Raw genomic sequence first — 24664 nt, 5'->3', positions numbered from 1 at the left:
GACAAGAAAGGATCGACGTAGGGAGGTGGCCGCTAACGTCATATGCAACGCGCTAAACCCAGCTTTCCCGCGCGCGCACGGGGAAGCTGGCATTTCGTTGATTGAACTGATCGTCCAGAGCGTTTCGGCCGCGTCAGAACTTGCCGCGAAGCGAGACGAGGAAATTGCGTGGATCGCCGTAGAAATTGCCGTAGCCCGTGCTGCCGATCGTCACGTAATAGGATTTGTCGAACAGGTTGTTGAGATTGGCGCTGATCGAAAACTGATCGCTTACGTCGTACTCCGCGCGCAGTGACCAGATGGCGTATCCGGGCAACCTGAACTGGTATTGGTAGTAGGGGCCGTCGTATAGCCCTGTGGCGGGATTGAGTTCCTGCACGTAGCCCGAACGGAAGTTGCTGCTTTGCGCCGTCACGCCGTCGCCAACGCTCAAACCCTTGAGCGCGCCTTCGCGGAAGGCATAGTCCGTGAAAACCTTGAGCAGGTGCCGGGGGGTGATCTCGGCGAAGGAGGCGTCGTTTTCGCGCCGGCTCTCATTATCGTTGTAGGTATAGCCAACCGATACCTGCCAGCCGGGCAGCAGTTCCCCGTTCACTTCCGCTTCGAAGCCCTCGCTGCGCAGCGACCCGTCGCGGATGTAGCAGCAGTTGTCGGTGGATCCGGCGGGCGGATTGCTAGGATCGGTCGCTGAAGCCCCTTGCTTGCGTACACGATAGACCGCCAGCGATCCGGTCAGCTTGCCGCCCGCGAACTCGCCCTTTACGCCCGCCTCGTAATTGGTGCCGCTTACAGGGCCAAGCGGTGTTCCGGGGCGCGGCGCCGACATCAGGTTGGCCTGCGACTGGTAGATTTCGGAGTAGCTGGCGTAGAGGCTGAGCGATTTCGTGACATCGAGGACCGTTGCAACATAAGGCACGAACTTGGTCTTCTGGTCGAGTAGCGACGTGACCGCGCCGGTCGTGATGTTGCGGTTCTCGGTGCGGTCCTTGACCACCAGCCGTCCGCCGCCGATCAGCGACAGCGGCGCGATCGGGCGAATGCGCAGCGATCCGTAGAAGCCGAGACGTTCTATCGTCGTGCGGCCCTCATAACCGCCGTCCGTCCAAACCGGCGGATAGGCCAGTTCGGGCGGATAGTCCGGATCGAAAACATTGGCCGGCCCGTAATAGGTCCATAAGCTGCGATTGTCCGTCCTGTTGTTCGTGTAATCCAGGCCAAGGACAACGTCATGCTTCTGGCCAAAGGCCTCGAAGCTGCCCGTCGTGTTGAAGTCGAGCGTCAATTCCCGCACTCTCGACGCGGCCTGGTAGTACCACCAGTCGGCACCGGACTGATCGATCGGATCGACGGCGTTTTCCATTTCCGCCGCATTGGTGCGATCGTTGGAGCGGGTGAAGTTGGCGTTCAGCCGCATGGTCCACGCTTTGCCGATCGCCTGCTCGATCCGGCCGTAGGCGACGTCGATCGTGCGGTCGATCGTGCTCCACGGCGCGCCCATGTTGGTGCTGCGAGCAAAGCCGATGTCCTCACCGCTGCGATAGCGCGGAAGGCTGACGTTGAAGCCCTCGTGTTTGTCGACCTGATGGGTGTAGCCGGCGACCAGCAGCGTACCGGGGGCCGGGTTGTATTCCAACGATCCGTGGGCGAGCCAGCGGTCATCCTTCTTGAAGTCCTGGAAGCTGTTGCTGATGTCGTAGACGCCGATGGCACGGGCCCGCAGGTTACCGTCGGCGGTCAGAGCTCCAGTGAGATCGCCGTCGATCCGGGCATGGTCCCAACTGCCGAAGGTCATCGTGGCGCAGCGTGACGAGCCAGAACCGGCCTTGCTTGTCCTTCAGGAACAGGTTCTTGGTATGGGCGGCGGGGAGCGCCTCATGGATGGCCGCGCTTTCCTCGACGGTGTGGACAGCCGGATGTTCCAGCTTTTCGAACGCGATACCGCGCCTTTCAAAGTCCTCGTATATGGCCTGTTCGTTCATGAATGAGGCTGCCTCTCTGTTCAGAAGTAGTAACCGCAGATGGTCAGGAACGATGCCTTGGTGCGGCCATCGCCGCCCTCAGCGGCACCCAGTGTGTACTGACCGGCACCTACGAAGGGGTCGCTGCGACCCAGCAGGAACTCGGACCAGATACGGATGCGGCCGGTCGCCTTGTCGGTCCAGAAGGCGCCGAGGTTCAGGCGCTGCGTGTCCCTGAACCCGGAATCGGCCTTCGCGAAATACGCGTAGTTGGCGAAGAGCTGGACCGAGAACGGAAGCGAACCGGTATCGATCTTGCGTCCGACTTCGCCGAACAGCAGGGTGCCGTCCGCCGCGATGTTGAAGGGCGCGTCGTAATTGCCGACGGTGACGGTCCGGTCGTTGCCGGGGTTGCGCAGCGACATGTCCTGCCGCGCCGCCAGCAGCTTGGCATGCCAGGGCCCCTGGGTGCCCTTGAGGCTTACCGCGAAGGCGCGGCGCCAGCCGTCCTCGTTCGTATCGAAGTTGTGGATCGTCGAGTACCAGCCCGACCCCATCACCGAGAGCGAGCCGGTGTCCGACGAGGCCAGTTTGTATTCGGCGCGCCCGACGATCATGTTGCGCTCCGCGTTGCGCGAGGCGAGCGGGTTGGAGCGGTCGCCCTTGACGATGTTCACCGAATAGCGGGCCGCATCGTCGCTGATGCCGAAGGCATTGGGCGCGGTCGTCGGGAAAAACCCGGCGGTCACGTTGAACGCATCTTCCTCGTGTGCGTAAGTGATGCCCGCGTTGTAGACTTCCTCCAGCCCGATCACGAAGCCCATCGAATTGAGGAAGGCCGAGCCCCAGAACTGGTCGTCGAACGGCACCGGCTGCACGCCCACCGCGACCTTGTCGTGCTTTCCCAGCTTGGCCCCTGCATAAGCGTAGACCGGGAAGCTGATCTCGCCGGGATAATTGTGGTAGCCGTAATCCTTGCCGTAGAGGAAGCTGCCGCCGTAGAAACGGTACTGCGCGGCGCCGAAGAAGGTTTCGGAATCGTAGTCCGCCTTCAGGATCAGCGTGTCGAACGACAGGTTGCTCGAGGTACGGCGCCCGCCATCGGCGCCCGCGCTGTTGAAGCGCAAGTCGTAGCGGCCACGGATCGCGCCGCCCAGCTTCAGGCCCGAGGGCTTGCTCTCGTCCTGCGTCTCGGTTTCAGGCAGGGGTGCGGCCGGAACCTCGTCGATAGCGGGCGGCGGTGCCTGCCCGGTGGTCTGGGCGTGGGCCGTTGGCGCGCAGGCCAGTCCCGCGCACAGCAGGGCGACCGGCACTTGGGACAGTGTGGGAATGGACAGGCAAGCCTTCCCCGATCCCCGCAGACGGGGTGCGAATACCTTCATGACATCCTCCGATGCCGACCGTTCGTGCGGGCGGCGCTATCGATTATGGTTGGACAGGCTCCTCACCGCCCGGTCGAGAGCCGGAACGGGCGGTGAGGGGGAAACATCAGGACACGTCGATCCAGATCGTCTTGATCTCGGTGTACTGGTCGTGCGCCCACTGCGACTTGTCGCGCCCACCGAAACCGGACTGCTTGTAGCCGCCGAACGGCGTCGTCACGTCACCTTCGCCGAAGCAGTTGACGGTGACGACACCGGCGCGGATCTCGCGGGCAAGGCGAACCGCGTTCTTCAGGCTGCCGGTGTAGGCCGATGCGGCCAGGCCGTAGATGGAATCGTTGGCCAGCGCGATCGCCTCCTCGATCGTCTCGAAGGTGGTGATCGCCAGTACCGGGCCGAAGATCTCCTCGCGGAACAGGCGGTCGTCGGGGGTGACGCCGTCGACCACCGTGGGCTCGACGAAGATGTCGCCGTGGGTGCCGCCGCCGGTGACGATCGCCAGCTTCGCCGCCGCCGCATGGTCGAGGTATTCGCGCACCTTGTCGAAATGGGCACGGCTGACCATCGCGCCGAGGCGATTGTCGGGATCGAGCGGATCGCCCAGCTTCCAGTCCTTGAGGTGATGGGCGATGCGTTCCAGCAGCGCATCCTTCACGCTGGCCTCGACGATCAGGCGGGAGGACGCCGAGCAGTTCTCGCCCATGTTCCAGAACGCGCCGTTGACGACGTGGCCCGCGACCACATCCAGATCCTCGGCATCGGCCATGACCACGGCGGGGTTCTTGCCGCCGCATTCCAGCACGATGCGCTTGAGGTTGGATTCGCCCGCATAGGCGAGGAAGCGGCGGCCGGTGGCGGTGGAACCGGTGAAGCTCACCATGTCCACGTCCATGTGGCGGCCGATCGGCTCGCCCACGTCGCGCCCGCCGCCGGGCACGACGTTGAAGACACCCGCCGGAATACCGGCCTCCTGGGCCAGCTGCGCGACCCGAAGGGCGGTGAGCGTGGTTTCGGCGGCAGGCTTGACGACGATCGAGCAGCCAGCGGCCAGCGAGGGACCGATCTTCCACGCCAGCATCAGCAGCGGGAAGTTCCAGGGCAGCACGAGGCCGACAACGCCGATCGGCTCACGCACCACCAGGCTGAGCGCGCCCGAGCCGACCGGGGCGGTGCTGTCGTAGATCTTGTCGATCAGTTCGGCATGCCAGCGGATCGTGTGGATGCTCTCGGGAATATCGACGCCCTCGCATTCGGCAATCGGCTTGCCGCTGTCGAGGCTTTCCAGCACCGAGAGTTCGCGGGCGTTGTCTTCCAGCAGCTGGGCGAAGCGCAGCAGGGTGTGCTTGCGTTCGTTCGGCGACAGGCGGTGCCAGCGGCCGTCCTCGAACGCGGCCTTCGCGGCGGCCACTGCCAGATCGACGTCGGCGCTGTCGCAGGCGGCGATATCGGCGATGTGCTCGCCGGTGGCGGGGTTGGTCGTCGCGAAGGTCCGGCCCGAAAGGGCTGGACGGAACGCACCGTCGATGAATGCCTCGGTCGGCGGGGTGAGGCCCTTCGCGATGTTCGCGTAGTAGGCGCGGGTCAGCAGATCAGGCATCGACCGAAGCCTTGGTCACGGCCGCAACATTGCTGCGCAGGTCGGCGATCACCTGAGCCAGCGCCTCCTTGCCGGCCGCATCCAGCGGGGACAGCGGAGCGCGCACGCCGCCTGCCTTCAGACCGATAATCTCGGTGCCGGCCTTGATCGACTGGACGAACTTGCCGCCTTCGAGGAAGTCCATCAGCGGCAGCATCGCGGCCATGATCGCGCGGCCCTTGGCGAAGTCCTTCTCCAGCACGCAGGCTTCGTAGAGCGCGACGTGCTCTGCGGGCACGAAGTTGGAACCGGCGCAGACCCAGCTGCGGGCGCCCCATGCGAAGAATTCCAGCGCCTGATCGTCCCAGCCGCAGGACAGCTGGATCTCGGGGTAATGCGAGGCCAGCGCGTGCAGGCGCAGCATGTCGCCCGAGCTTTCCTTGATCGCCTGGATGTTGGCGTTGCCCTTGATGGCGGCGAAGAATTCGTCCTCCATGCCCACGCCCATGCGCGCCGGGTAGTTGTAGAGCATGATCGGCAGGCCGGCGGCCTTGTCGACGGTCAGGACGTGCTGCGCGATCTCGTCCTGCGTCGGCAGCGCGTAAGGCGGCGTGGTGACGAGGATGGCGTCGGCGCCGATCGACTTGGCATGGACCGCATAGTCCACCGCGTCCTCGGTGCGGATCGCGCCGGTGCCGACGACGAGCGGCAGCCGGCCGCCGATGACGGCCTGCGCGCGCTCGGCAAGGGCGCGGCGTTCCTCGGCGGTGTGGGCGTAGTATTCGCCGGTCGAGCCGCCGATGATGATGCCGTGCACGCCGCTGGCGATCAGGTGTTCGAGCACGGCGTCGAAGGCGGGGTAGTCGATGGAGCCGTCCGCCGCGAGCGGGGTGATGGCGGGGGTGAAGATGCCGTCGAAGTTCATGGATTTTGTCCTTTGCGTGGAAGGGGATGGTGCGGGCCGAAGGAGATGGCCCGCACCGTGGCTGGCGGGCTGACCAGCCGCCGGCCATTTTTGGGGATCAGGCGGCTCGCGGCTTCAGGGAAGCGGCATCGGCCAGGTTGAGGGAGCGGGTTTCGGGGGCGAGGAACCAGGAGACGGCAAGGCCCACGAAAGTCACGGCGGCGGCGATGTACATGGTGTCGGCGATGCCCAGCCGGTCGAGCGAGATCGGGACGAGATACGTGCCGGCCGCTGCGCCGATGCGGGAGAACGAAGTGCCGAAGCCGACGGCCTTGGCGCGGATCTCGGTGGGGAACAGCTCGTTGGGATAGACCAGCTGGAGCACCTGCGCGCCGCCGATCAGCAAGGCGTAGGAGCCGAACAGGACGAGGATCAGCGCCGGGCTGGCATTGGCGAACACGCCCAGCAGCAGCAGCGCGAGGCCCGACCACAGGAAGCTGTGGATCACCATCGGGCGGCGGCCCATCGCATTGATGAGCATGGTGGCGATGATGCAACCCACGACGAACAGCAGGGTGATGGCGATCGAGCCGAACGCCGCCCACTTGTCATGCAGGTTGAGCGCCATCAGCACCTTGGGCGCGAAAGCGTAGACCGCGAAGACCGGGATGACCGAGCAGGTCCAGAACAGGCTGACGAAGGCAAGGCGGCTGCCGTAGCCCGCCTTGAGCAGGCCCCAGAGCGACACCTTCTCATGGCGCGGTTCTTCGGTGAGATTGGCGGTGGAATAGCCCTTGCCGTAGACGTCGCGGATCACCGCATCGGCTTCGGCGCGGCGGCCCTTGCCGAGCAGCCAGCGCGGCGATTCCGGAGTGCCGATCCGCACGAGGAACAGCGCCAGGCCGAACAGCGCGGTGCTCGCGAGCGCCAGGCGCCAGCCCCCGGCGCCGCCCACCGACAGGATCGCGTTGCCCATGATGTAGGCGGTGGCGGCGCCCGCGAACCACATGATCGTCAGTGTCGCAAGGCGCGGGCCGCGATTGGCCTTGGGCAGGAACTCGACCAGCAGCGCCGTCGCCACCGGGTAATCGATGCCCACGGCGACGCCCAGGAAGAAGCGGCAGGCAAACAGCGCGAAGGGCGTGTCGATCCAGAGCTGCGCAACGGAGAACAGCACGAACAGCGTCGGACCGGCGAAGAACACGCGCTTGCGGCCGAGCATGTCGGTCAGCCAGCCGCCAACCATGCCGCCCGCGAAGATGCCGATCAGCGCCGATGCCGCGATCAGTCCCTGCCACAGGCTCGACATGCCAAGGGCCGCCGAAGCCTGCACCATGGCGACGCCGATGACGCTGAGCACATAGCCGTCGACGAACGATCCGCCGCTCGATCGAACGGTCAGAAGCTGGTGGAATCTGTTGAGAGGAACGTCCTCCAGTGTCTGCGCATTCGTGGTCATGCTTCTCTCCAATTCTTGTTTTTCTGACGGCGAGGCGGCTCAGCTTTCCGGACCGGCCTTGGCTTGCGCCCAGGCGAGGTTCGCCTTCACGCCGATGTCGAGGAACGGGCGCGGCGGGTTGGCGCTGGGTCCGGGCGAGGCGAGCAGGAAGTCGATCACTTCGCCCCGGCGACCGGCCAGCCAGTCGGCCAGCAGCACGCCGGTCGCGGTGCCGCGGGTGATGCCAAGGCCGTTGCAGCACAGCGCGCCGTAGACATTGGGCGCCAGCTCTCCGAACTGGCTCTCGTGGTTGCGCGACATGACGATCGCCCCGCCCCAGGTGTAGTCGAAGGGCACGCCGGACAGCATCGGGAAGCGGCGCTCGAACGACCGGCGATGACGCTTCGCGGCTACCTCGCGCTGGTGATCGTTGCTGATGCCGCCGGGGTGATAGCTGAAGCTGTTGCGCACCAGGATGCGGTTGTCGTGGGTGCGGCGCAGGGTGGTCCCGGCCGGGTCGGCGGGGATCAGGCCCCAGAAGTCCTTGCCGCCAAGGCGCGCCTGCTCCTCTTCGGTCAACTGCCGGGTCAGGCTGCCGTACGTGAAGACCGGAAGCATCCGGTTCTTCAGGAACCCGAAGGCCATGCCGAAGCCGTTGTTCGCCAGGATCAGCTTGTCCGCGACGATGCGCCCGTTCGCATGGGTCAGGATGATCTGCGGGCTGTAGCTGACCTCGGTGATCGGCGTGCGCTCGAACAGCGTGACGTTGGCGGGCAGCGTGTCGGCCAGCCCCTTCACCAGCGCCGAGGGCTGGACCAGCATCGTGCCCGGCGTGAACAGCGCCTTCTTGTAGAAGCGGGTGCCGATATGGTCGGGCAGATCGCTGCCCTCGATCACCTCGTAAGGCTGGCCGAGCCGGTCGAGGCCGCCGCGATAAGCTTCCAGCACGGCCAGACCGCGTTCCTCGACCGCGCCCTGGTACTTGCCCGAGGCGCGCATGTGGCACTCGATGCCATGCAGGTCGACGAGATCCTTCAGATAATTCTGCCCGGTCTTGTTGAGCTTGAGCACGAGGTTCGCGGTGGCCAGATCGCCGATGTAGTCCGCCGCGCCGATGTCGTGCGGCAAGTCGATGGCGAAGCCGGCGTTGCGTCCGGCGGTGCCGAAGCCGACCTCCTGTGCCTCGACGAGCACGACCTGATCCTGCGGGAAGTTCATCGCCAGCTGGCGGGCGGCGGCAAGGCCGACGTAGCCGGCGCCGACCACCACCCAGGGCGCCCGCGTCTCTCCGGTATGCGCGGGGCGGGGCTGGCGGACGGAACTGGTGTGAAACCAGCCGCATGTCCGGTCGTCGGCGGGAAGCGAGGTTACCTTGGTCATGGTGGGTGTGTCGTTTCTTCAGGCAGCGGCCAGCCGTCCCCGATCGCGCGGTCGCTGCCGACCGGCGGGGTCCATGGTCTGACCGGCGGCCCCCAAAGGGGCCGGGATCACATCAGTTCAGCGGTATGTTCAGCCCGGTCGGCGCGGCGTAGTCCGCCATCCGCACGCGGGAGAGGTTCATGTGCTCGCGCACAAGATCCCCGGCCTCTTCCGCAGCGTGGCGTTCGAGCGCCTCGATGATCTCGTCATGTTGGATCACCGCCTTGTGCAGGCTGGCCAGCATGTCGGGCGACGGCGGATGCTTGTAGAATGTCATCCCCAGCCGCGCATGATCAATCAGCAGGCGGCGCAAGCTGGGCATCAGGTAGTCGTTGTGCGCCATCAGGCCGATCTGGAGATGGAACAGGTCGTTGAAATGGACGCGGCTCGACACGTCGCCATTGGCAATGGCCTGACGGAAGCTGCGCTGGATGTCCCTGAGTTCGTCCAGTTCGCGCGGCGTGGCATTATCTGCCGCCAGTTGCGTGGTGGCGACATAGACCATCGGCGCGGCAAGGAAGAACCCGCGCAGCGTATTGTAGCTCATCGCCGTGACCCGCGCCGGGCGGTTGGGCTCAAGCTCCAGATACCCTTCCGCCGCCATCTGGCGCATCAGTTCGCGGACCGGCGGGCGCGAAAGGCCGAACTCCTCGGCCAGCGAAAGCTCATCGACGATCGAGCCCGGCGCCAACTCCATATTTAGGATTCGCCGGCGCAGGCTGTCGTTGAGCAGCGCTTTTCGATCCACAGGCGGCTGAGCCAAGCTCTCAAGTCCAATCAAAACAGGTGCGTACACCGCTACCTCTCCTCACCGCGCTCTCTGAAGTATATGAAACTGCGGTCTCTCGCTTTGGGAGCGAACTATGGTCAGTGCTCTTGTACGATCGAGCAGGCAGTGAGTGGTCGGATCGTTTAGCGGCAAAGGTGCGTCACGTTCAGCGCCTAAAGTCTACTATTGCAGTTGCGGAACACGGCTGCGATCTTGGAATTATCGTTGCCCTGAGAGCCCCCGAACTGGATGCAGTACTTGAACTTCCATGGAATTGGAAGGTTCATGAATATGAGGGGGACGCCACAGTATACCATCGAGGGGAGTTTGAGCGTAGCGATGGAACTAAAGGTTCAGCAATCGTCGCGCGCGCCGGTCAGATGGGAATGCCTGCTGCGACAGCCCTCGCGACGAAGCTTGGATTATTATTCCGACCGAAATGCCTTGCCATGGTAGGTATTTGCGCTGGCAATAAAAGCGAGGTAGAAATCGGCGATTTGGTCGTTGCAAACCCAACATGGGATTACGGAAGCGGTAAATACTCGACAAAGGATGGAGGCCAAGTTTTTGAACCTGCCCCTTATCCTTTGGCAATCTCGACAAGAGTCCGGAGTATAGCTGAACGCCATGAGGGTGAGTCCGATTTACTTGCTCAAATCAGAAAAAAATTTCCCGGTAAACCTGCTCCAAGCGTTCCTAAGCTGCATATTGGTCCTTTCGCCAGTGGGGCTGCTGTGGTGGCACGAAGTGCTATGGTCGAAGAGGTAAAGTTACAACAACATCGAAAATTAGTTGCCATCGACATGGAAGCATATGGTGTGGCGATGGCAGCGCACGAACTTTTGCAGCCTTCCCCAGAATTTCTCGTTGTGAAAGGCGTTTCCGATTTCGCTGATGAAGACAAGGGTGATTCAGCCCGCGATTATGCAGCATTCATGAGCGCTCAGTTTCTCGCTTCTTTGTGCGTTGAGTATCGCCTTTGTTGAATGGAACACTTAACCGATGCGAACTGTTCAATTGACTGTGGCGGTGCCGATTATCTAATAATGCTGTGATTTCAAATATCTAGGTCGGTTGACTGGATGTCGTCAACTAGATAGCTGAGCAGCCTTAACAGCCTAATGGAGAACAATTATGCCGCAGCCTTTGACCGAACCGGCACCGCCGCCGCCTGGGCGACCGCTTACTGAACCTTCGCCTCCGCCACCAGGACGTCCGTTGACCGAGCCTGCACCGGTATCTCCTGGAAAGCCGCTGACTGAGCCCGCACCAACGCCTCCTGGAAAACCGCTCTTCGAATAATAAAAGATGCAGACGTGGGGCGTTGCATCAACGCTCGTTAAGCAATTCCCCACTATTGCTATCTTATTTTAATTTCGCGTAGAGTGAAGGTACTTCACCAACCGAAACAATTCATGAAAACTCTACTCTACTTGTGAAATTAAGTGTACTCTGCGTTACAATATTGACAGTTTCATTTAGCCCGGCGTCTACTCTTGAAATTGCCCATCAAGCGCGTTCGTGACAGGCGGCTTACTGAGATACGTGCCCCGGAGCCGACTTTCGGGAAAGTCCCACGAGCTTTCGGCAGCGCCCGAAATTGAGATTTTGGCGATGACGAAGGTTTCGGAGAGGCTCCCATGGGCTTGGCTCATGATATGATCGTAAGCGCGTAGCCAATATCGCTCGATCCAGATTCTTGGTATCGCGCTTATTGCTCCGAGTGCAGCGCGTGGGGGTGCTGAAGCAGCCCGTCTCCGTAAACGGTCATGGCAAGTCCGCTCCTAGCATCGAGTGAAAAGCGCGCATCTGTGAACTTGTTTGCTGCAAAGACTGCCTCCATCAGGGTCGCGCCTCCGATCCAGCTGTCGAGGAACGCCGGAAGCCAGTGCGGCGGTATCTGGGAATCTAGCGGCCAAGGCGATGCGACGACAGCCGCGCAACCTCGGTCGAGGATTTCTTTGGCGAGCCCGATCGTCGTATTTGCGCTGGGATGCTGATCAGACCGGCCACCGCTGCACACGAACAGGATAACCACACCGATGTTTCGAAGGGCGCTGGCAAGATCCTCGCCTGAAATTTTGAGGGACCCCTCGTCCGAGACACGCTGAAAAAAACTGTTCTCTGGATGTATGTCGCCATGGGCGCAGATGACCGCAATCGTTGACCCAGCGAAATCCGTCGGCACCTGCGAATTGAAGTTTGCCGCAAAATCATAGTCTGCCAGCGGCGCCTCGAGACGCTGGGCGAGTAAAGGCATTGTTATCCGACCATCGCCGCTGTCTGCGGTCGAGATCCAGGCCACATGCCGGCCATCACCAGTCCAGTTGCGATCGCGCGCGTAACTTAGCCAGACAAGAGATGGGACCGCTGCCAATGAAATTTCGCGACTGAGCAATTTCCGGTACTCTCCCTCGCTCTCGATCGAAAGGATGTTCGGCGGGAACGCTTGGAGCTGGCTTGATGCGACGACGATGGTTGGTATGCGCGGCGCATCCGTCAAGCAGAGTTGCTCGGTCGTCGTGTAAAAGAGGTTAGGGCTGTCATCATATGCGTAGAGCCAAGGGAATTTCGGTGCCCATGCCTTGAATGCCGCTTCGGAAAACCGTTCCTCTGACTCTCGCACTCCGGCCGCAGGGGTGCCGTCGATAGTCACTGCTCGAACAAACCGCCCGTCCGCGTCGAACGCAATTTGGAGAACCGCGACGCCCAGTTCGGAAATACGCTTCGCCGTTGCCAAAGCGTCTTCGAGTTGCGGCGGTCGAGGCGGTGCAGCCGCCTCATCCCAGCCGGGAATGGCAGCCCCCCAATCGGCCATCGAATCGAGTAAGAACCGGAGGCCTTGACTGTCGTCAAGTATGGCGCTGTCGCTCAACGCGCGTTGAGCGAGCATCGACAGCTGCCGCGTGTCGTATCCGACATCGTCGGCGTAGCGTGCCTGTGGCATGTTGGCGGCGAGTTGCGCCACCTCGCCGACACTTGGCGTATCGACCGACACGATCTTGACGAAGCTCGCCAGATTCCCGCCCGCCCACTTGGAGAGCTCGTCAAAGGTCGCTTGGGCATCATCCGGGATTGCGAGCTTGAGCTGGCGGGCCGCGCGGATGAGCTGCCCAAGTGCTGCAGCCGAGGGCGCGGTCTGGTCCTGTTCGGCAATCACGGTCTTGCCAATACGGACAGCTTCCCTCAACAATGCCAAGATCTCTTCAGCGTCGGTTTCGCGGAGCGTCGTTTGACGCGTCTGCAGTGCCATGAGATCGATACGATGACCGTACCGCTTCGTGAGACCTAGTGAATCCATCAACTGACGTGCCCGCTCGATGGCGGCAAAGGCCATCGGCGTGATCCCGATGTCGCGCATCAGACGGACAAGGGCGTAGGTCTCTTGCCACGCCGGCTCCTCATCGATGTGGTCATCTGCGGAGAGCGCGCAAGCCAATGCCAGCATGCCGTTCAGGTAATCCTGAGAACGGTGATAAACATCGGCGACCGCCAGCCACGCAAGCCGACGGCGACGGGGCGTGTCGGCGCCGCTCTCCACTGCGGTTTCAACGAGATCTCGACCGCGTTGCGGAAATCCGGCGCTCACGAGCTTGCCGCAGGCGAGCCGGTAGAGCCTAAGATCGACATCCGGATCAGCCGAGTGTGGCGCGATGGTCGTCCCAAGCGTAAGAAACAACTGCATCACCTGAACGTCGTTCTCGTCGCTTAGCGGAATGGCTTCGAGGCAAGCACTGATCCCTGCGACTGCGTCGTCCGGATCGACGGTGAGCAATTCGATTGGAAGGGCCAGCTTTCCCATGACGATCGGGGTCTCGTCCCCAAGCCAAGTCATGGCATTATTGATAAAGGTCTCGTTTTCTTCAATCCAGGCGACGCTGCGCCCGCGCATCGGGACGCCCTTGTCGATATGTACGGGCCGTCGGTATTCGTCGATGCAGATTTTGGCGATGAGCGCATGGCCGGTGGGACCGGCAAGATTTTGGCGCAGGAGCGAATAAAGGCCCGATCGGAGGTGGGCACTTCGAGGGTTAGCGGCAAGCCGTCGGACCAATGCGAGCACGGCGCTTCCGATATCGTCGATCGAGACCGGCGGATTGCCTTCCGCATCGAGGTTCAGAAAGCAGAGTTCCAATGCCGAAAGGAGTACCCGCTCCCACGGCTCTGCCAATTCAGGATCTCCGGGCCGGGATTTGGCCAGCTCGAACGCATGCACAACAAGGCCCCCCTCGTTGGCGTCGCGCGCGGATGCCAGTCGATACTGGTCGCGTTGCATCGCGTCCGATCCGGTGTCGATGAGCGCCAGATAGTCGGGAACGCCTTGTGCGGAGAACGCCTTCCCAATCGCATCGTAGTAGGCGGCAAGCGTAGGATTGTCGGGGCGTACGATGACGGCGACCGCAGCGTAATCTCGTGCTTTGAGGAGGCGCTGACGACGGTGTTCCTTGAGGCCGGCCGACATAGGAAAGCGGGCCTCAAGTCGTATCGCGACCCTGTCTGCGAGACCAATATCCTTGACGGCGTCGAGGGTGAGGAGCGCGCTCTGAAGCTCGTCAAGCCCCTCCAGTTCGTTGATCACCGGCTCGAGGATTTCGCGGGCAAGGTTGTTGGCCCCCGCCTGCCATGCGATTAAGGCTAGTCGGGTACGCGCACTTGGCGACGGATTGCTTGCTGGAAGAATGTCCGATCGAATTTCTGCGAGCGCCTGGACGGTGAGACCGGCCTTGCTCAGGAGTTGCACACGCAAGAACGGCTTCTCGGTGTCGAAATTCTCAGGGAGCGCAGCAACGTCTCGCAATGCGAGGCCTATGTGGCCGCTCCTAATCCATGTGTCCCACTGCCCTACCCGTTGCACAAGAATGGTCTCGCGAGCCTCCGAGCTTTCGGCGCTCAAAATGCCGAACCGATCAACCGACTGGAGAAGCGACTGGAGTGCGGGATTGACCGGCGCAAGCTCGTTCGCGTCGAAAGCGACGTACAGCGTGCGCTGCTGGGCGATCGGCACAGCAGTCTGGGCAAGAGCGAACAGCTGCGGCACCCAAATATCTTCCGGCGCCAAGGGACCACTCCCCCCAGGAGCTACGAACGGCTCGACCGTTTCGTCGCGAAAGAGGGCGGCCTCTGTGATGATGACGGCGGTTTGCTCTGCCTGTTGGCAGAGAAACTGGATGATCCAACCGGACCGCAGCTCCGCGGCTACGACCAGTTCGACGCGCTCCTCGAACCACTCTTGTAATTCCCCAGCGAGCGCAGTGCCGGACAGCACTCGGAAACCGTTTGAAAATCGATTCCAAAATCGTTCGCGAGCTTCTGTGATGTCGGCTGCGGGAGGAAGAATAATTCTGTAATGCTCGATTGCGCGAGCACCACCTTCAAGTCTGAGACCCGAAAGCACAGCCGCCGTCAGGCCAGCGCGACCCGGCGGCCTGCCGCCCGTTATGAGGAGCAAATCACCAGATTCCAGCACGGTCATATTTCCGGTGAAGTAATCAAACAGCGCTTGGAGCAAACCGGAATCGCCCCCCACCGCTCTTGCCTCGAAGTTCGATGAAGTTTGCGACGTCGCGCAATCTTGAGCTGCCTGCTCCGGTTCGTTCACCATCATTCGACCTGCTTTGATTTCACGCTGGTTGTCTAGCCGTCGGTCAGCATTAGTCGACTAACTTTCCCTATCGTCGCGCCGCGCAAACATCGGCTGCTGGCAAAAGTTGGCGCTCAAGCTGTACATTTTGAACGCCGAATTTGTCCCAGGGCGAGCCGTTGGGCTGACCTAGTGCGGACGCGGAGCGAATGTCGGCTTACCCAGAGCGGGCGCTCCAAAGGCGACTGTCGGCTAGGTCCCAATTGCGATCTGCTCCAAGAGGAAATCCGAGCCGAGGTTACCGAGCGTTTGCTAGCCGGCGTACGACTTGATCCATTGATATGCCGCCAGAAAGGAACTAAAACGTTTCAGTGCAAATGCGGCTGGTCCGTTCGCGCGGTACAGTGCGCCGACTGGTAATGTTGGAATGCAAGGCTTGGGGGGTACTTTGCCTGGTCCGAATTCGTTGAACTCAGTTCGTAAAGCCGTGAACTCCGACTTTTTCGCTACGAGCACTATCGCCCGTCTGTTAGCGATGGCGGCAGGTGTCCTCATGCAAGCAGTGCCCTCTCCATCGGTCGCAGTAGCCAAGGGCACCGCACCGGAACTCGTTATTTTCGATAATGACTTCTGCGAGATCACGCCGGTGCTGCCTTTGCTTTCGGCGCCCAATGTTCGCGTGATCGGGCTCACCACGGTGACCGGCGACTGCTGGAGCGAGGAGGCGACCCTTGCGACCCTCTCGGATCTGGAAGTGATCGGCCGCACAGAAATTCCCGTCGCGTCGGGGGCTATGTATCCGTTGGTGAACACGCCGGATCGGATGGCTGCGGCGGAACCTATGCGCGGCGCGCTGGCATGGAAGGGGGCGTGGAACGCTGCAGACGAGTCGGGGCGCTATCACCCCGACGATCCGCATGCATATGGCCTTCCAGCCCCCTTGCCGAGGCAGACGAAAGCCGTGGCCCAAAGCGCGGCTGCCTTTCTTGTCCGCATGGTTCGGGAGCATCCGCATCAGGTCACGATATACGCCGCGGGACCAATGACGAACATTGCGCTGGCAATTCGCCTGGATCCGGAAATCCCCAAGCTGGCGAAGGCATTGGTATTTGATGGTGGGCACATCCGCGCCTTTGACGCTGAAGGAGAAAGTGATGCCGATTTCAACTTTGCGTTCGATCCCGAAGCGGCCCATGTCGTTCTGTCCGCGCCCTGGTCCGGCATCACGTCGGTCGGCGATCTTGCCGATGCGATCGTAGTGACACCGGATCTGCTTGCGCGCATCGATGCTCAAAAGACGGTATTGTCGGCCTACGCCTTGCGCCGATTGACGCCCGGCATGCCGTTATGGGATGCGGTAGGCGCGGCGATCATCGCAGATCCGTCGCTCGTAGCCGCCGCGCGCGATCTGGCGATGGACGTCGATATCGCCGAGGGCTTGTTCTATGGGCGCGCACGGGTGTGGAGTGCGGGGCGCACGCCGCCTCGTACCGCACGCTGGGTCCGCGTGATCGAGGGGATCGACCGGGAAAGGCTGGAGCGGCAATACGTCGCTTCCCTCGCGCCAGGGCGCTGACGGCGCAACGCGAGGATACAGTTCAGGACAAGCCTTCGAGAGCGAACTTGGCGAGGATCGTTCGTGATCCCGGATCAAAATTGTCGTCCGCGATCATGTAGAGGAACGTTCGGTTGCCCTCGCGGCGGATCGCTACGCCTTCGAAGTTCTCTGAGATATCAGGCCGGGCGAATGTATGGAGTTGGCGCGTCCGGGCCTGCACGCCGTCCGAGCTTTCGGACAGCACCAGTTCTTCGACCATCACCGAAAAGCCCTGTCGCTCGCTCCAGCTTCGGCGCAGCATGATGTAGCGTCCGCCGCCGAGGGCCACCAGGTCGCTGGGCCGGTGATCGCCGGGCGCCGGGACGGACAGCGGTATGCTCCCCGCGACCGCGCCGGTGCCGAGCGCGGGACGGACCAGCATCGCGCTGGCCTGCCCGTCCGGTGCCCGCAGGCCCTCGGAGATGAGCAGGGTCTCGCCATCGGTGCTGGCAAGGGATTCGATGCCCTCATTGTCCGGCTGGCGAGAGAGCCAGGTATCGAGCCCGTGCAACCGCTCGGGGGTGCCGACCGGAAGGCCGCGGCGCATCGCATAGCGCAGTACCCGGTGATCTCGCTCCAGTGTGACGAGCACCGCTTGTGGTTTGCAGGAAGCGGCCGGGCACGGGCTATCGACGAAGTCGATCGCCTCGGCGTCGCTGCGCACCTTGCCCATCAGCGGGGCACCGTCGCTGTCCTGAAGGCTGGTGGAGCGGACTTCGTCCACTCCAACCAGCACGCCGCCGCGTTCGACCGGGCGGAAGGAATACCATGTTCCGTCCTGATCGCTGAGGCTATGAAGACGGCCGGCAGCCCAGCGCAGCGAGGATAAACCGCCGAACCGGACATCGTCCGACGTGAGGTCCACCGCACTCATGAAGCGCAGGTGTGCGCCGAGGTCTAGGTTGCCGATCGGCGCGGGCTTTGCGGCCACCTGCACCCGCATTCCGGCAGTAACGCCGCCGGAATGCGGGTGCGGCATGGCGCAAGCCGACAGGAGAAGTACCAGTCCGCTCAAGATACATCCTGCGCTTGCTGCATTTTCGATACGAACGGGCACGCGTTTCCTCACAGCTTGGCGGTCAGCCCCAGGAACACAGTGCGGCCCAGGGTGTCGTACAGGGCGGGGAAGGTATTCCCGTTGCCGTAATCCGCGTTCACGCCGAGGTTGAAGTTGTCAACGATCGGGGGATCGCGGTCGGCGATGTTGCGCACGCCGAAGCGCAGCACGAAATCGCCATCGGCGACGGGTACGCTGGCGGTCAGGTCGAAGTAGCTCACTGCGCCGATGCGAGCGTCGGCGATATCGCGGGCGCCGCCTGTCGCGCCGCTGAATACCGGGTTGCCGTCATTGATGTCGACTTTCGAACTGCCTACGAAACGCCAGGCCAGCGAGACCGTGGCGTTGCCTGGAGTCTGGTAGCTGAGGCGGGCGACGTGGCGCCATTTCGGGGTCGGCGAGCCGCAGGTCGGGCCGAACAGTCCCGCGCAGTCGTAGGACGCCTGACCGGGCAGGGGCGAGATGCTGCGGTCCCGCGTCCAGGTGCCGTTGGCGTCGAACAGCAGCCTGCCGGCCGCACCGATATCGGTGCCGTAGGCCAGAGTGGCATCGATACCGCTCGACTTGAGATAGCCGGTGTTGACATTGGTGGCGGCGATGTAGCCGCCCGTCGTCGCAAGGCTGCCGTTGGCGTCACGCCGGATCAGCGAGCAGAAGAACGGATCGGCGTTGTTCAGGCACTGCGAATAGGCCAGTGTCGGCGCCACGGTACCGATCAGGTTGCGGACCTTGATGTCGTAGTAATCGACCGTGAGAACCAGCGAGCGGGCGAAGCGCGGGGTAAGAACCAGCCCCATGGTCCAGGTGTCTGCAGTTTCCGGGCGCAGCGCAAGGTTGCCGCCGGTCAGCGTCGTGCAGAAGTTGGAGGCGCACTCGGCGATGGTGCCGTACTGAGCGGCGGTGACGCCGGTGTTGCTGCATTGCGCCTGGCTGCCGGTGGGTGAGGTGCCCGCGCAGACGTCGGTGATCGAGGCGGAGGACAGCGCCTGCGGGGCGAACAGTTCGACCACGTTGGGCGCGCGGATGGCCCGGTTGAAGCCACCGCGCAAGGTCAGCTCGGGACTGGGCGACCAGTCGAGGCCGAGCTTGAAGGTGTCCGCCTCTCCGGCGTAGTTGTAGCTCGAATGGCGATAGCCGGCGTTGAAGGTCAGGCGGTGGATGAACGGCATGTCACCCGCGAGCGGGGCGACGAGTTCGACGAAGCCTTCCTTGACGTTGGTGCTGCCCTGCGCCGGGGCGGTGGCGCCGAAACCGGCAAGGTCGCCGCTCAGCAGGTTGGCCGAGGGGGAGAGGTGGATCGCATCCTCCCGGTACTCGACACCGAAGGCCACCGCGACCGGATCGCGTGCAAACGGGCTGGAGATGCCGATCGTGCCGAGATCCCCGTTGATCGTCGCTGCGGCGACCTTCTGGGTGACCCGCCCGGTCGTGCGACCGTTGGCAAAGACGTAATCGGCAGCCTCGGGCGATACCTGGCCGAGCTGGAAAATGTTCAGCGGTGAGCAACCCGCATTGCCGGAGATGCACTGCACCGTCCCGCCCACATTGCGCGCCAGTAGGGCGTCCTGCACCCGGCTGACGGAGACGTCGTTCGTTGCATCGTTGGCGTATTCGACGCGGCCGTACTGACCATAGACGTCGTAGCTCCAGCCCGGCGCGAAAGTTCCGCGAGCGCCGACGATCCCGCGCCACTGGCGGTGCCGTACGTCGTAATACCGCTGGCGACCGGCGACCTCGAGCCGCTTGGCGATTGTGCCCGACCACACGGCGATTGCACTCCCGGCATTGGCGCCGCACAGGGCAGTCGCCTGCGAAGCGCTCAGCAGCGGGTTGTCGCAGTTGATGGTGTAAGTGCGGTTGCCGACGATCCCGGCCGGGGCGATTTGTGCCCGGGTGGTGTCCTGCATGAACATCACGTCGGTATAGAGTTCGATCGCATCGCTGACCTCATAATGCGCCAGCAGGCCCGCCGTGTAGCGCTCATCCTGCCGCTGGAGGTAGTTCTCCTTGGCTGAGTTGTAGGCCAGCGCGCCGGTATACGGCACGAAGGTCGCCGTCCCGTCCGGGTTCGCGGCAAGGCCGCCGCCGGTGCCGCCAGTGCGGAAACGACCATAGGCGTTGGTGCCCGAACCGGTGCAGACATGCGTATCGAACGGCGAGGCACCGCTCACCGTGCCGATGCCGCAGGCGGCGAAATCCCGGTCGATCGCGCCGACGGGCTGCGCATTGCGGTAGCCGAAGTATGCGCTGACATTCCCCCGGCCATCGGCGAAGTTGTGGCCCGCCGCCAGATTGACGTCGTGGGTCCAGCCGTCCCATCCAGCCTCGGGCACTTCGACGCCGAAGGCGCGCAGCTTGTCCTGCGCCCCCTTGTTGTCGTTCTGGGTCTGGTAGGCGCTGACCTGATAGTCGAGGCGGAGGCCCTCCAGGTCGCGCCGCAGCTTGAAGTTGACCACGCCGGCTACGGCATCCGACCCGTAGGCGGTCGAGGCGCCGCCCGTGAGTGTCTCCACCGAAGTAACGAGCGCGGTGGGAATGAAGTTGAGGTCGGCGACCGGCAGCGTCGGATCGCCCGGCATGAGGCGGCGGCCGTCGATTAGAACCAGAGTGCGGCTGGGCCCCAGCTTGCGCAGGTTCACGGTGGCGATGCCGGGCGTTCCGAACGTCGACTGCCCGGCCGTATTGCTGCCCGAGACCTGCGGCAGCGCATTGAGCAGGGTATCGGCAGTGGGCATCCCCTGCAGTGCGATGGAGGCCTCGTCGACGGCAACCAGAGGTCCGCCGGTCACCGCAGGCGAGCGGACGCGGCTGCCGGTGACGACGATGTCATTGGATATCTCGCTATCGGCTGGGACGCCCTGCGCGTGGCCAGCGGCAGGTACAATGGCGCTCAGAGCGGCGCCAAGTGCGACAGATGAAAACAGGCATGCGCGAACAGTCATAATCTACCCCTCATGAGCTTCAGGCCCCTCTCGGCGTGATCGAAGCTCGCGCGGCCCGATTCTGCCTGATGCCCGGCGGGTCGAGAATCTCCGACTTCACCGTGCCAATCCCTTCAAACAGGGGTGTCATAAAAAACGATTTAGTCAATATGATGACGGTGGAAAATCTGACATAACGGTAATTCTCAGCATTTCCTCATCACAGTCGCTCGGAAAATCATATGAATCGTTTTATAAGAATTTTCCTAACTTTGCTGGCGGCATCGTGCCAGCCGGCGATCGCTGCGGCGCAGGCCGGCACCTCGTTGCCAAAATCGGCCCCGGAATACGTCATATATGACAATGACTGGAGCCTCGGCACACATGGCTCCGGCTACGTATCGCAGCCTACCCTGCTCATGCTGCTGGCAGATCCGAACGTCCGGGTGCTCGGGCTGACCGCCACCAGCGGCGATTGCTGGCGGGACGAGGGCGTGGCGAGCCTGCTGCGTTTCCTTGAGATCGTGGGTGCGGTGGATATCCCGGTCTACAACGGCGCAGTGCTGCCGCTGCTGAACAGCGCGGCGCGGCATGCGCAGTGGGAAAGCCGCTATGGCAAGACCTACTGGAGCGGGGCCTGGAACGATATCGCGCGCGATGCCGCCGCCCACGCCGAAGACCCCTTTCGGATCACGGCCCCTGCGGACGGCATGCCAAGGCTTAAGCCCCAGTCGCAGAGCGCGATCGCTTTCATGATCGATGCCGTGCATCGCCATCCCGGACAAGTCACGATCTACGCCGAGGGGCCGCTGACCAACATTGCCCTTGCGGTCCGGCAGGATCCCGAGTTCGCGGGGCTCGTGCGCCGGATCATCGTCCAGGGCAGTTCCGCGATATCGGCCCATGACGATGGCAGCCGGGCGGCGGAGTTCAACTTCCTGTTCGATCCGGAGGCGGCCGATGTGGTGACGACGGCTCCCTGGCGCGAACTGGTGTTGCTCGGGCAGGCTTCCGATCATACCGAGCTGACGCCTGCGCTCAGGGCCCGTATGGCGAAGATCGATACTCCGGGAGGGCGCTATGCCACCGACAATGCCTCGGTGGGGATGCCGCTATGGTCGCAACTCGGCGCGGCGCTGATCGTCGATCCTGCGGTCGTGCGCGATTCCGTCCGGGCTTTCGTGGCGGTGTCGGTCGATCACGATGCGACTTACGGACGGACGCGGACGTGGCCGGTCGATGCGCGCGATGTCGTGCCGTTGGGTTATCGTCCGGCGACGATCGTGACGCGGGTGGATTCGGCGCGGCTGATCGATCTCTACCTCGCGGGTCTATCGCGCCCGGTTTCTCCGCGGCGAGATCACTGACGGCGGGCTACCCTGCCGAACTGCGCGGCGAATGCGCCTCCCAGCAGGCAGACGATGGCCATGAACCAGAAGCCGCCGGTGTCGGCCGGCCCCGACCAGCGGCCGATCAGGAGCGTCACGCTACCGATGACGATACCATGCACCAACCCCGCGAACAGGCCGAGGGCTGCAGGCAACTGGTTTGGTGCCACGATCGTCCGCAAGGCCTGCATGCCGCCCGCCATGGTCGCACCGAACGTGAAACCGTGCAGCAGCTGAGCGGCCAGCAGGGTGCCGAAGGGCGGGTCCAGAGCGCTGATCGACCACCGCAGTACCCCTGCGGCCGCTCCGGCAAGCAGCAGCTTCACCGATCGCTGCAGAGACGGCGGCACATCGGCGGAGCCGCTGCAGAAGGCCAGCACCGCCACCTCCGCTCCGACGCCGATGGCCCAGAGCAGGCCGACCGAACTCGCACTGGCACCGTAGACGGCCATCCAGTGGAGGTTGGCGAAAGTGTAGTAATAGGCGTGGCCGGAATTGACGAGCGCGACCGCCAGCATCAGCAGCCATACATCCTTGCGTACGACGAGAACGCCAAGACCGCGCCGGGGCGAAAGATCGGTCGTGGCGGCGACGTGCGCTAACGCCGAACGAACCCCGGCGCTTCCCCACAGAACGAGGCCCAGCATGAACGTCTCGGCCGCGATCACCGTCCATGCGCCGAACCTGTCGATAGCAAATCCGCACGCGATGCCGGAGGCAGCGAAGCCGAGGGAGCCGCAGGCACGCAGTCTCCCCCAGTTCGTGTCCGGAAACGAAAGCACCATTCCGTCCAGCAACGGCAGCAGAGCACCGCAGAAGACGCCCGACGCGGCGGCCAGCACGAGGATCGAGCCTTGCGCATGGGCCGCTCCCATCGCTGCCGTAAGGAGCATCGCCAGCAAGGCGACAAAAATCGTCAATCGGCGGAGTCCGAGCCTGAGCGCCGTGCTTGGAAGCGCCAGTTGCCCGAAAGTCGTCGCCATCATCACGATTGCCCCGGCGAATGCGATTGCGGGTCCCGCGAACCCGCGATCCGCGAGCCAGAGCGGCATGTAGGGCGTCACGATGCCCAGGTAACCGTAGTATGCCGGGTAGACCAGCGATAGGCCACGTACCCGTCCATCGCCTGCCTGTGTCGCTGTCGCCATCGGTCGATCCGGTCATTTTAAGATCAATGCAGTTCGTCGCCCCGCTTTCGGGCGGGTTGCGCTTGTCTAATGCCCGCGGCGGCCCCTATCGTGAAGAGAGTTCTTCCGCCGATGCGTGCGGGAGCCAGCGAGGATCAATTACACGGTGAAGCAGCCGCGCATCACGATCAGGGACGTCGCTCGAAAGGCAGGCGTCTCAATCGGAACGGTCTCGAACAGTCTGAACGATCGTCCCGGCGTCAGTAACGATGTGCGTCGGCGCGTGCTCAAGACCGTCAAGGATCTCGGATATCGGCCGAACCGTGCCGCGCAGGCCACTCGGACCGGGAGATCCGGCACGCTGGCGTTCGTCACGCCCGACTTGCGCAATCCCTATTATCCCCAACTCGCGCAGGCCATATCCGAGGCCGCGCGCGAGGCCGGATATGCCATGCTGCTCGTCGATACCGGCGATGGAGAAGACGAGCGGGAGCGGATCGAGCAGGTCGAGTTCGCGGGCGTCGACGGCATCCTGTGGTGCCCGGCGACGTCCGAGGATGTGATAGCAGGGAGCTCGGTGTCCAAGCCGGTCGTGGTCATCGACCATTGGCTGCCCGGCCGCGACAATGTCGTCGCAGACTACCGTCTGAGCGGTAAGCTGGTCGCGGATCATGTGCTGCGGGCTGGTTACCGTTCGATTGGCCTGATATCCGGCCCGCAAGACATTTCCGTGGCACAGCAGCGCAGGGATTCGTTCCTGGAGTTCGTTGCCGGAACGATACCTGTCGCCTGGGAGGTGCGTCACCCGTTCGACATGCGTCTGACGGACGAGGCGGTGGCGGCGATACGGAGAGCCGAGGCCGACGTCATTGTCTGCTGTGACGATCTCATGGCTCTGGGTGCCCTTTACGCAGCACGCGAGGCAGGCCTCGCGGTTCCAGACGATGTGGCGATTATCGGCCATGACGACCTGCCGTTCTGCTCTGTCACTTTCCCCGGGATCAGCACCGTGAGGCAGCCACTGGAAGAGTTAGGAAAGGAAGCGGTTGATCTGCTCCTGGCCAGGATCAAGGATCCGGAAAGACCGGCGAAGCGCGTGACGCTGGAAGTCTGTTTCATCGAGCGGGAGTCGACCGGGAATCGGGTTGATCGTCTTACCGTCGGCGAAGCACCGTGATGAATGGCTCTCCGAGCCACCTGCCATGGTTCACGAAGTACCGAAGATTTTGTCGCTAAGGGCCAGCAGAAGGAACGAGGACTTTCGATTGCGTCAGAGGCTCGACGGTCTCGGATTGGAACGCCAAGTTCGGCATGAGTCGCGCCGATCTCGGGGTTGGTGCGGTGCCCAAGCGCAAGCGCGCCGTTAATTCGAGGCTTTGTTGGCTAAATAAAGCCGTTCGCTGACTCCGCAAGCCAGGCTAGGCCGAGAGAAGCTTTTCACTCATCGACATTGGATTTGTTAATGGCAGGTTCGAGCGCGTAGCAGTCGTCGCCGCGCGTGTTCGAGATATGGAGAGGGGCGGCCGCCAAGGAATATGTGCCATCAA

At 63.0% G+C, this 24664-nt stretch carries 16 protein-coding genes; 4 read left to right on the top strand and 12 right to left on the bottom strand.

The window, feature by feature from the left end; translation table 11 throughout:
* Window positions 1–133 precede the first annotated feature (133 nt).
* From QRN25_RS09545 to QRN25_RS09510, 8 genes are all read right to left on the bottom strand, one after another.
* A complete protein-coding gene (locus QRN25_RS09545) occupies window positions 134–1792 on the bottom strand; it encodes a TonB-dependent siderophore receptor (protein WP_285019108.1) in 1659 nt (552 codons plus the stop codon).
* The gene (locus QRN25_RS09540; RefSeq protein ID WP_350224247.1) at window positions 1722–1979 is read right to left on the bottom strand and encodes a YbaK/EbsC family protein; all 258 of its coding nucleotides are present in this window, start codon (window positions 1977–1979) and stop codon (window positions 1722–1724) included. The genes QRN25_RS09545 and QRN25_RS09540 overlap by 71 nt, the downstream gene beginning before the upstream one ends.
* 20 nt (window positions 1980–1999) lie before the next feature.
* Window positions 2000–3340 (bottom strand): hypothetical protein, encoded by a 1341-nt coding sequence (locus tag QRN25_RS09535; RefSeq protein ID WP_285019106.1) that lies wholly within the window; start codon window positions 3338–3340, stop codon window positions 2000–2002.
* A gap of 106 nt (window positions 3341–3446) precedes the next feature.
* On the bottom strand, window positions 3447–4937 hold the full coding sequence (locus QRN25_RS09530; RefSeq protein ID WP_285019104.1) for an aldehyde dehydrogenase: 1491 nt from the start codon (window positions 4935–4937) through the stop codon (window positions 3447–3449).
* Window positions 4930–5841 carry a dihydrodipicolinate synthase family protein gene (locus tag QRN25_RS09525; RefSeq protein ID WP_285019100.1) on the bottom strand — a complete coding sequence of 304 codons (912 nt, stop codon included), beginning with the start codon at window positions 5839–5841 and terminating at the stop codon, window positions 4930–4932. Before QRN25_RS09525 ends, QRN25_RS09530 begins: the two co-directional genes overlap by 8 nt.
* Before the next feature lie 97 nt (window positions 5842–5938).
* Window positions 5939–7279 carry an MFS transporter gene (locus QRN25_RS09520; protein WP_285019097.1) on the bottom strand — a complete coding sequence of 447 codons (1341 nt, stop codon included), beginning with the start codon at window positions 7277–7279 and terminating at the stop codon, window positions 5939–5941.
* Between the two features lie 39 nt (window positions 7280–7318).
* Window positions 7319–8638, bottom strand: coding sequence for an NAD(P)/FAD-dependent oxidoreductase (locus QRN25_RS09515; RefSeq protein ID WP_285019095.1), 1320 nt, complete (start codon window positions 8636–8638; stop codon window positions 7319–7321).
* 112 nt (window positions 8639–8750) lie between these two features.
* Window positions 8751–9425, bottom strand: coding sequence for a GntR family transcriptional regulator (locus tag QRN25_RS09510; protein ID WP_285019213.1), 675 nt, complete (start codon window positions 9423–9425; stop codon window positions 8751–8753).
* 128 nt (window positions 9426–9553) lie between these two features.
* Here QRN25_RS09510 and QRN25_RS09505 point away from each other — a divergent pair, with 128 nt between their 5' ends.
* On the top strand, window positions 9554–10432 hold the full coding sequence (locus tag QRN25_RS09505) for a 5'-methylthioadenosine/S-adenosylhomocysteine nucleosidase family protein (RefSeq protein WP_285019094.1): 879 nt from the start codon (window positions 9554–9556) through the stop codon (window positions 10430–10432).
* 725 nt (window positions 10433–11157) lie between these two features.
* Here the strand turns inward: QRN25_RS09505 and QRN25_RS09500 are convergent.
* Window positions 11158–15051, bottom strand: a complete 3894-nt coding sequence (locus tag QRN25_RS09500; RefSeq protein WP_285019092.1) for a CHAT domain-containing protein — start codon at window positions 15049–15051, stop codon at window positions 11158–11160.
* A gap of 529 nt (window positions 15052–15580) precedes the next feature.
* Here QRN25_RS09500 and QRN25_RS09495 point away from each other — a divergent pair.
* A complete protein-coding gene (locus tag QRN25_RS09495) occupies window positions 15581–16603 on the top strand; it encodes a nucleoside hydrolase (RefSeq protein WP_285019090.1) in 1023 nt (340 codons plus the stop codon).
* 22 nt (window positions 16604–16625) lie between these two features.
* Here the strand turns inward: QRN25_RS09495 and QRN25_RS09490 are convergent, their stop codons facing one another.
* Both QRN25_RS09490 and QRN25_RS09485 read right to left on the bottom strand, forming a co-directional pair.
* Window positions 16626–17639 carry an esterase-like activity of phytase family protein gene (locus tag QRN25_RS09490; RefSeq protein ID WP_285019089.1) on the bottom strand — a complete coding sequence of 338 codons (1014 nt, stop codon included), beginning with the start codon at window positions 17637–17639 and terminating at the stop codon, window positions 16626–16628.
* Between the two features lie 50 nt (window positions 17640–17689).
* The gene (locus tag QRN25_RS09485; protein WP_285019088.1) at window positions 17690–20623 is read right to left on the bottom strand and encodes a TonB-dependent receptor domain-containing protein; all 2934 of its coding nucleotides are present in this window, start codon (window positions 20621–20623) and stop codon (window positions 17690–17692) included.
* A gap of 305 nt (window positions 20624–20928) precedes the next feature.
* Here QRN25_RS09485 and QRN25_RS09480 point away from each other — a divergent pair, with 305 nt between their 5' ends.
* Window positions 20929–21969 (top strand): nucleoside hydrolase, encoded by a 1041-nt coding sequence (locus tag QRN25_RS09480; RefSeq protein ID WP_285019087.1) that lies wholly within the window; start codon window positions 20929–20931, stop codon window positions 21967–21969.
* Here QRN25_RS09480 and QRN25_RS09475 read toward each other — a convergent pair.
* Window positions 21963–23138 (bottom strand): MFS transporter, encoded by a 1176-nt coding sequence (locus QRN25_RS09475; RefSeq protein ID WP_037518655.1) that lies wholly within the window; start codon window positions 23136–23138, stop codon window positions 21963–21965. The genes QRN25_RS09480 and QRN25_RS09475 overlap by 7 nt on opposite strands.
* A gap of 145 nt (window positions 23139–23283) precedes the next feature.
* Here QRN25_RS09475 and QRN25_RS09470 point away from each other — a divergent pair, with 145 nt between their 5' ends.
* Window positions 23284–24294: a LacI family DNA-binding transcriptional regulator gene (locus tag QRN25_RS09470; RefSeq protein WP_285019085.1), complete on the top strand. Its 1011-nt coding sequence runs from the start codon at window positions 23284–23286 to the stop codon at window positions 24292–24294.
* The last annotated feature ends 370 nt before the right edge of the window (window positions 24295–24664 follow it).

The organism is Novosphingobium sp. fls2-241-R2A-195, from assembly GCF_030209485.1.
Classification (GTDB): domain Bacteria; phylum Pseudomonadota; class Alphaproteobacteria; order Sphingomonadales; family Sphingomonadaceae; genus Novosphingobium; species Novosphingobium resinovorum.
This window is presented reverse-complemented; position numbering and strand designations above follow the sequence as displayed.

Excerpts from the sequence above, each read along its gene's own strand:
- QRN25_RS09530 (WP_285019104.1), bottom strand. The coding sequence starts at position 4,937 with ATGCCTGATCTGCTGACCCGCGCCTACTACGCGAACATCGCGAAGGGC.
- QRN25_RS09540 (WP_350224247.1), bottom strand. The coding sequence starts at position 1,979 with ATGAACGAACAGGCCATATACGAGGACTTTGAAAGGCGCGGTATCGCG.
- QRN25_RS09495 (WP_285019090.1), top strand. The coding sequence starts at position 15,581 with ATGCAAGCAGTGCCCTCTCCATCGGTCGCAGTAGCCAAGGGCACCGCA.
- QRN25_RS09485 (WP_285019088.1), bottom strand. The coding sequence starts at position 20,623 with ATGACTGTTCGCGCATGCCTGTTTTCATCTGTCGCACTTGGCGCCGCT.
- QRN25_RS09500 (WP_285019092.1), bottom strand. The coding sequence starts at position 15,051 with ATGATGGTGAACGAACCGGAGCAGGCAGCTCAAGATTGCGCGACGTCG.
- QRN25_RS09475 (WP_037518655.1), bottom strand. The coding sequence starts at position 23,138 with ATGGCGACAGCGACACAGGCAGGCGATGGACGGGTACGTGGCCTATCG.
- QRN25_RS09515 (WP_285019095.1), bottom strand. The coding sequence starts at position 8,638 with ATGACCAAGGTAACCTCGCTTCCCGCCGACGACCGGACATGCGGCTGG.
- QRN25_RS09525 (WP_285019100.1), bottom strand. The coding sequence starts at position 5,841 with ATGAACTTCGACGGCATCTTCACCCCCGCCATCACCCCGCTCGCGGCG.
- QRN25_RS09545 (WP_285019108.1), bottom strand. The coding sequence starts at position 1,792 with ATGACCTTCGGCAGTTGGGACCATGCCCGGATCGACGGCGATCTCACT.
- QRN25_RS09535 (WP_285019106.1), bottom strand. The coding sequence starts at position 3,340 with ATGAAGGTATTCGCACCCCGTCTGCGGGGATCGGGGAAGGCTTGCCTG.
- QRN25_RS09520 (WP_285019097.1), bottom strand. The coding sequence starts at position 7,279 with ATGACCACGAATGCGCAGACACTGGAGGACGTTCCTCTCAACAGATTC.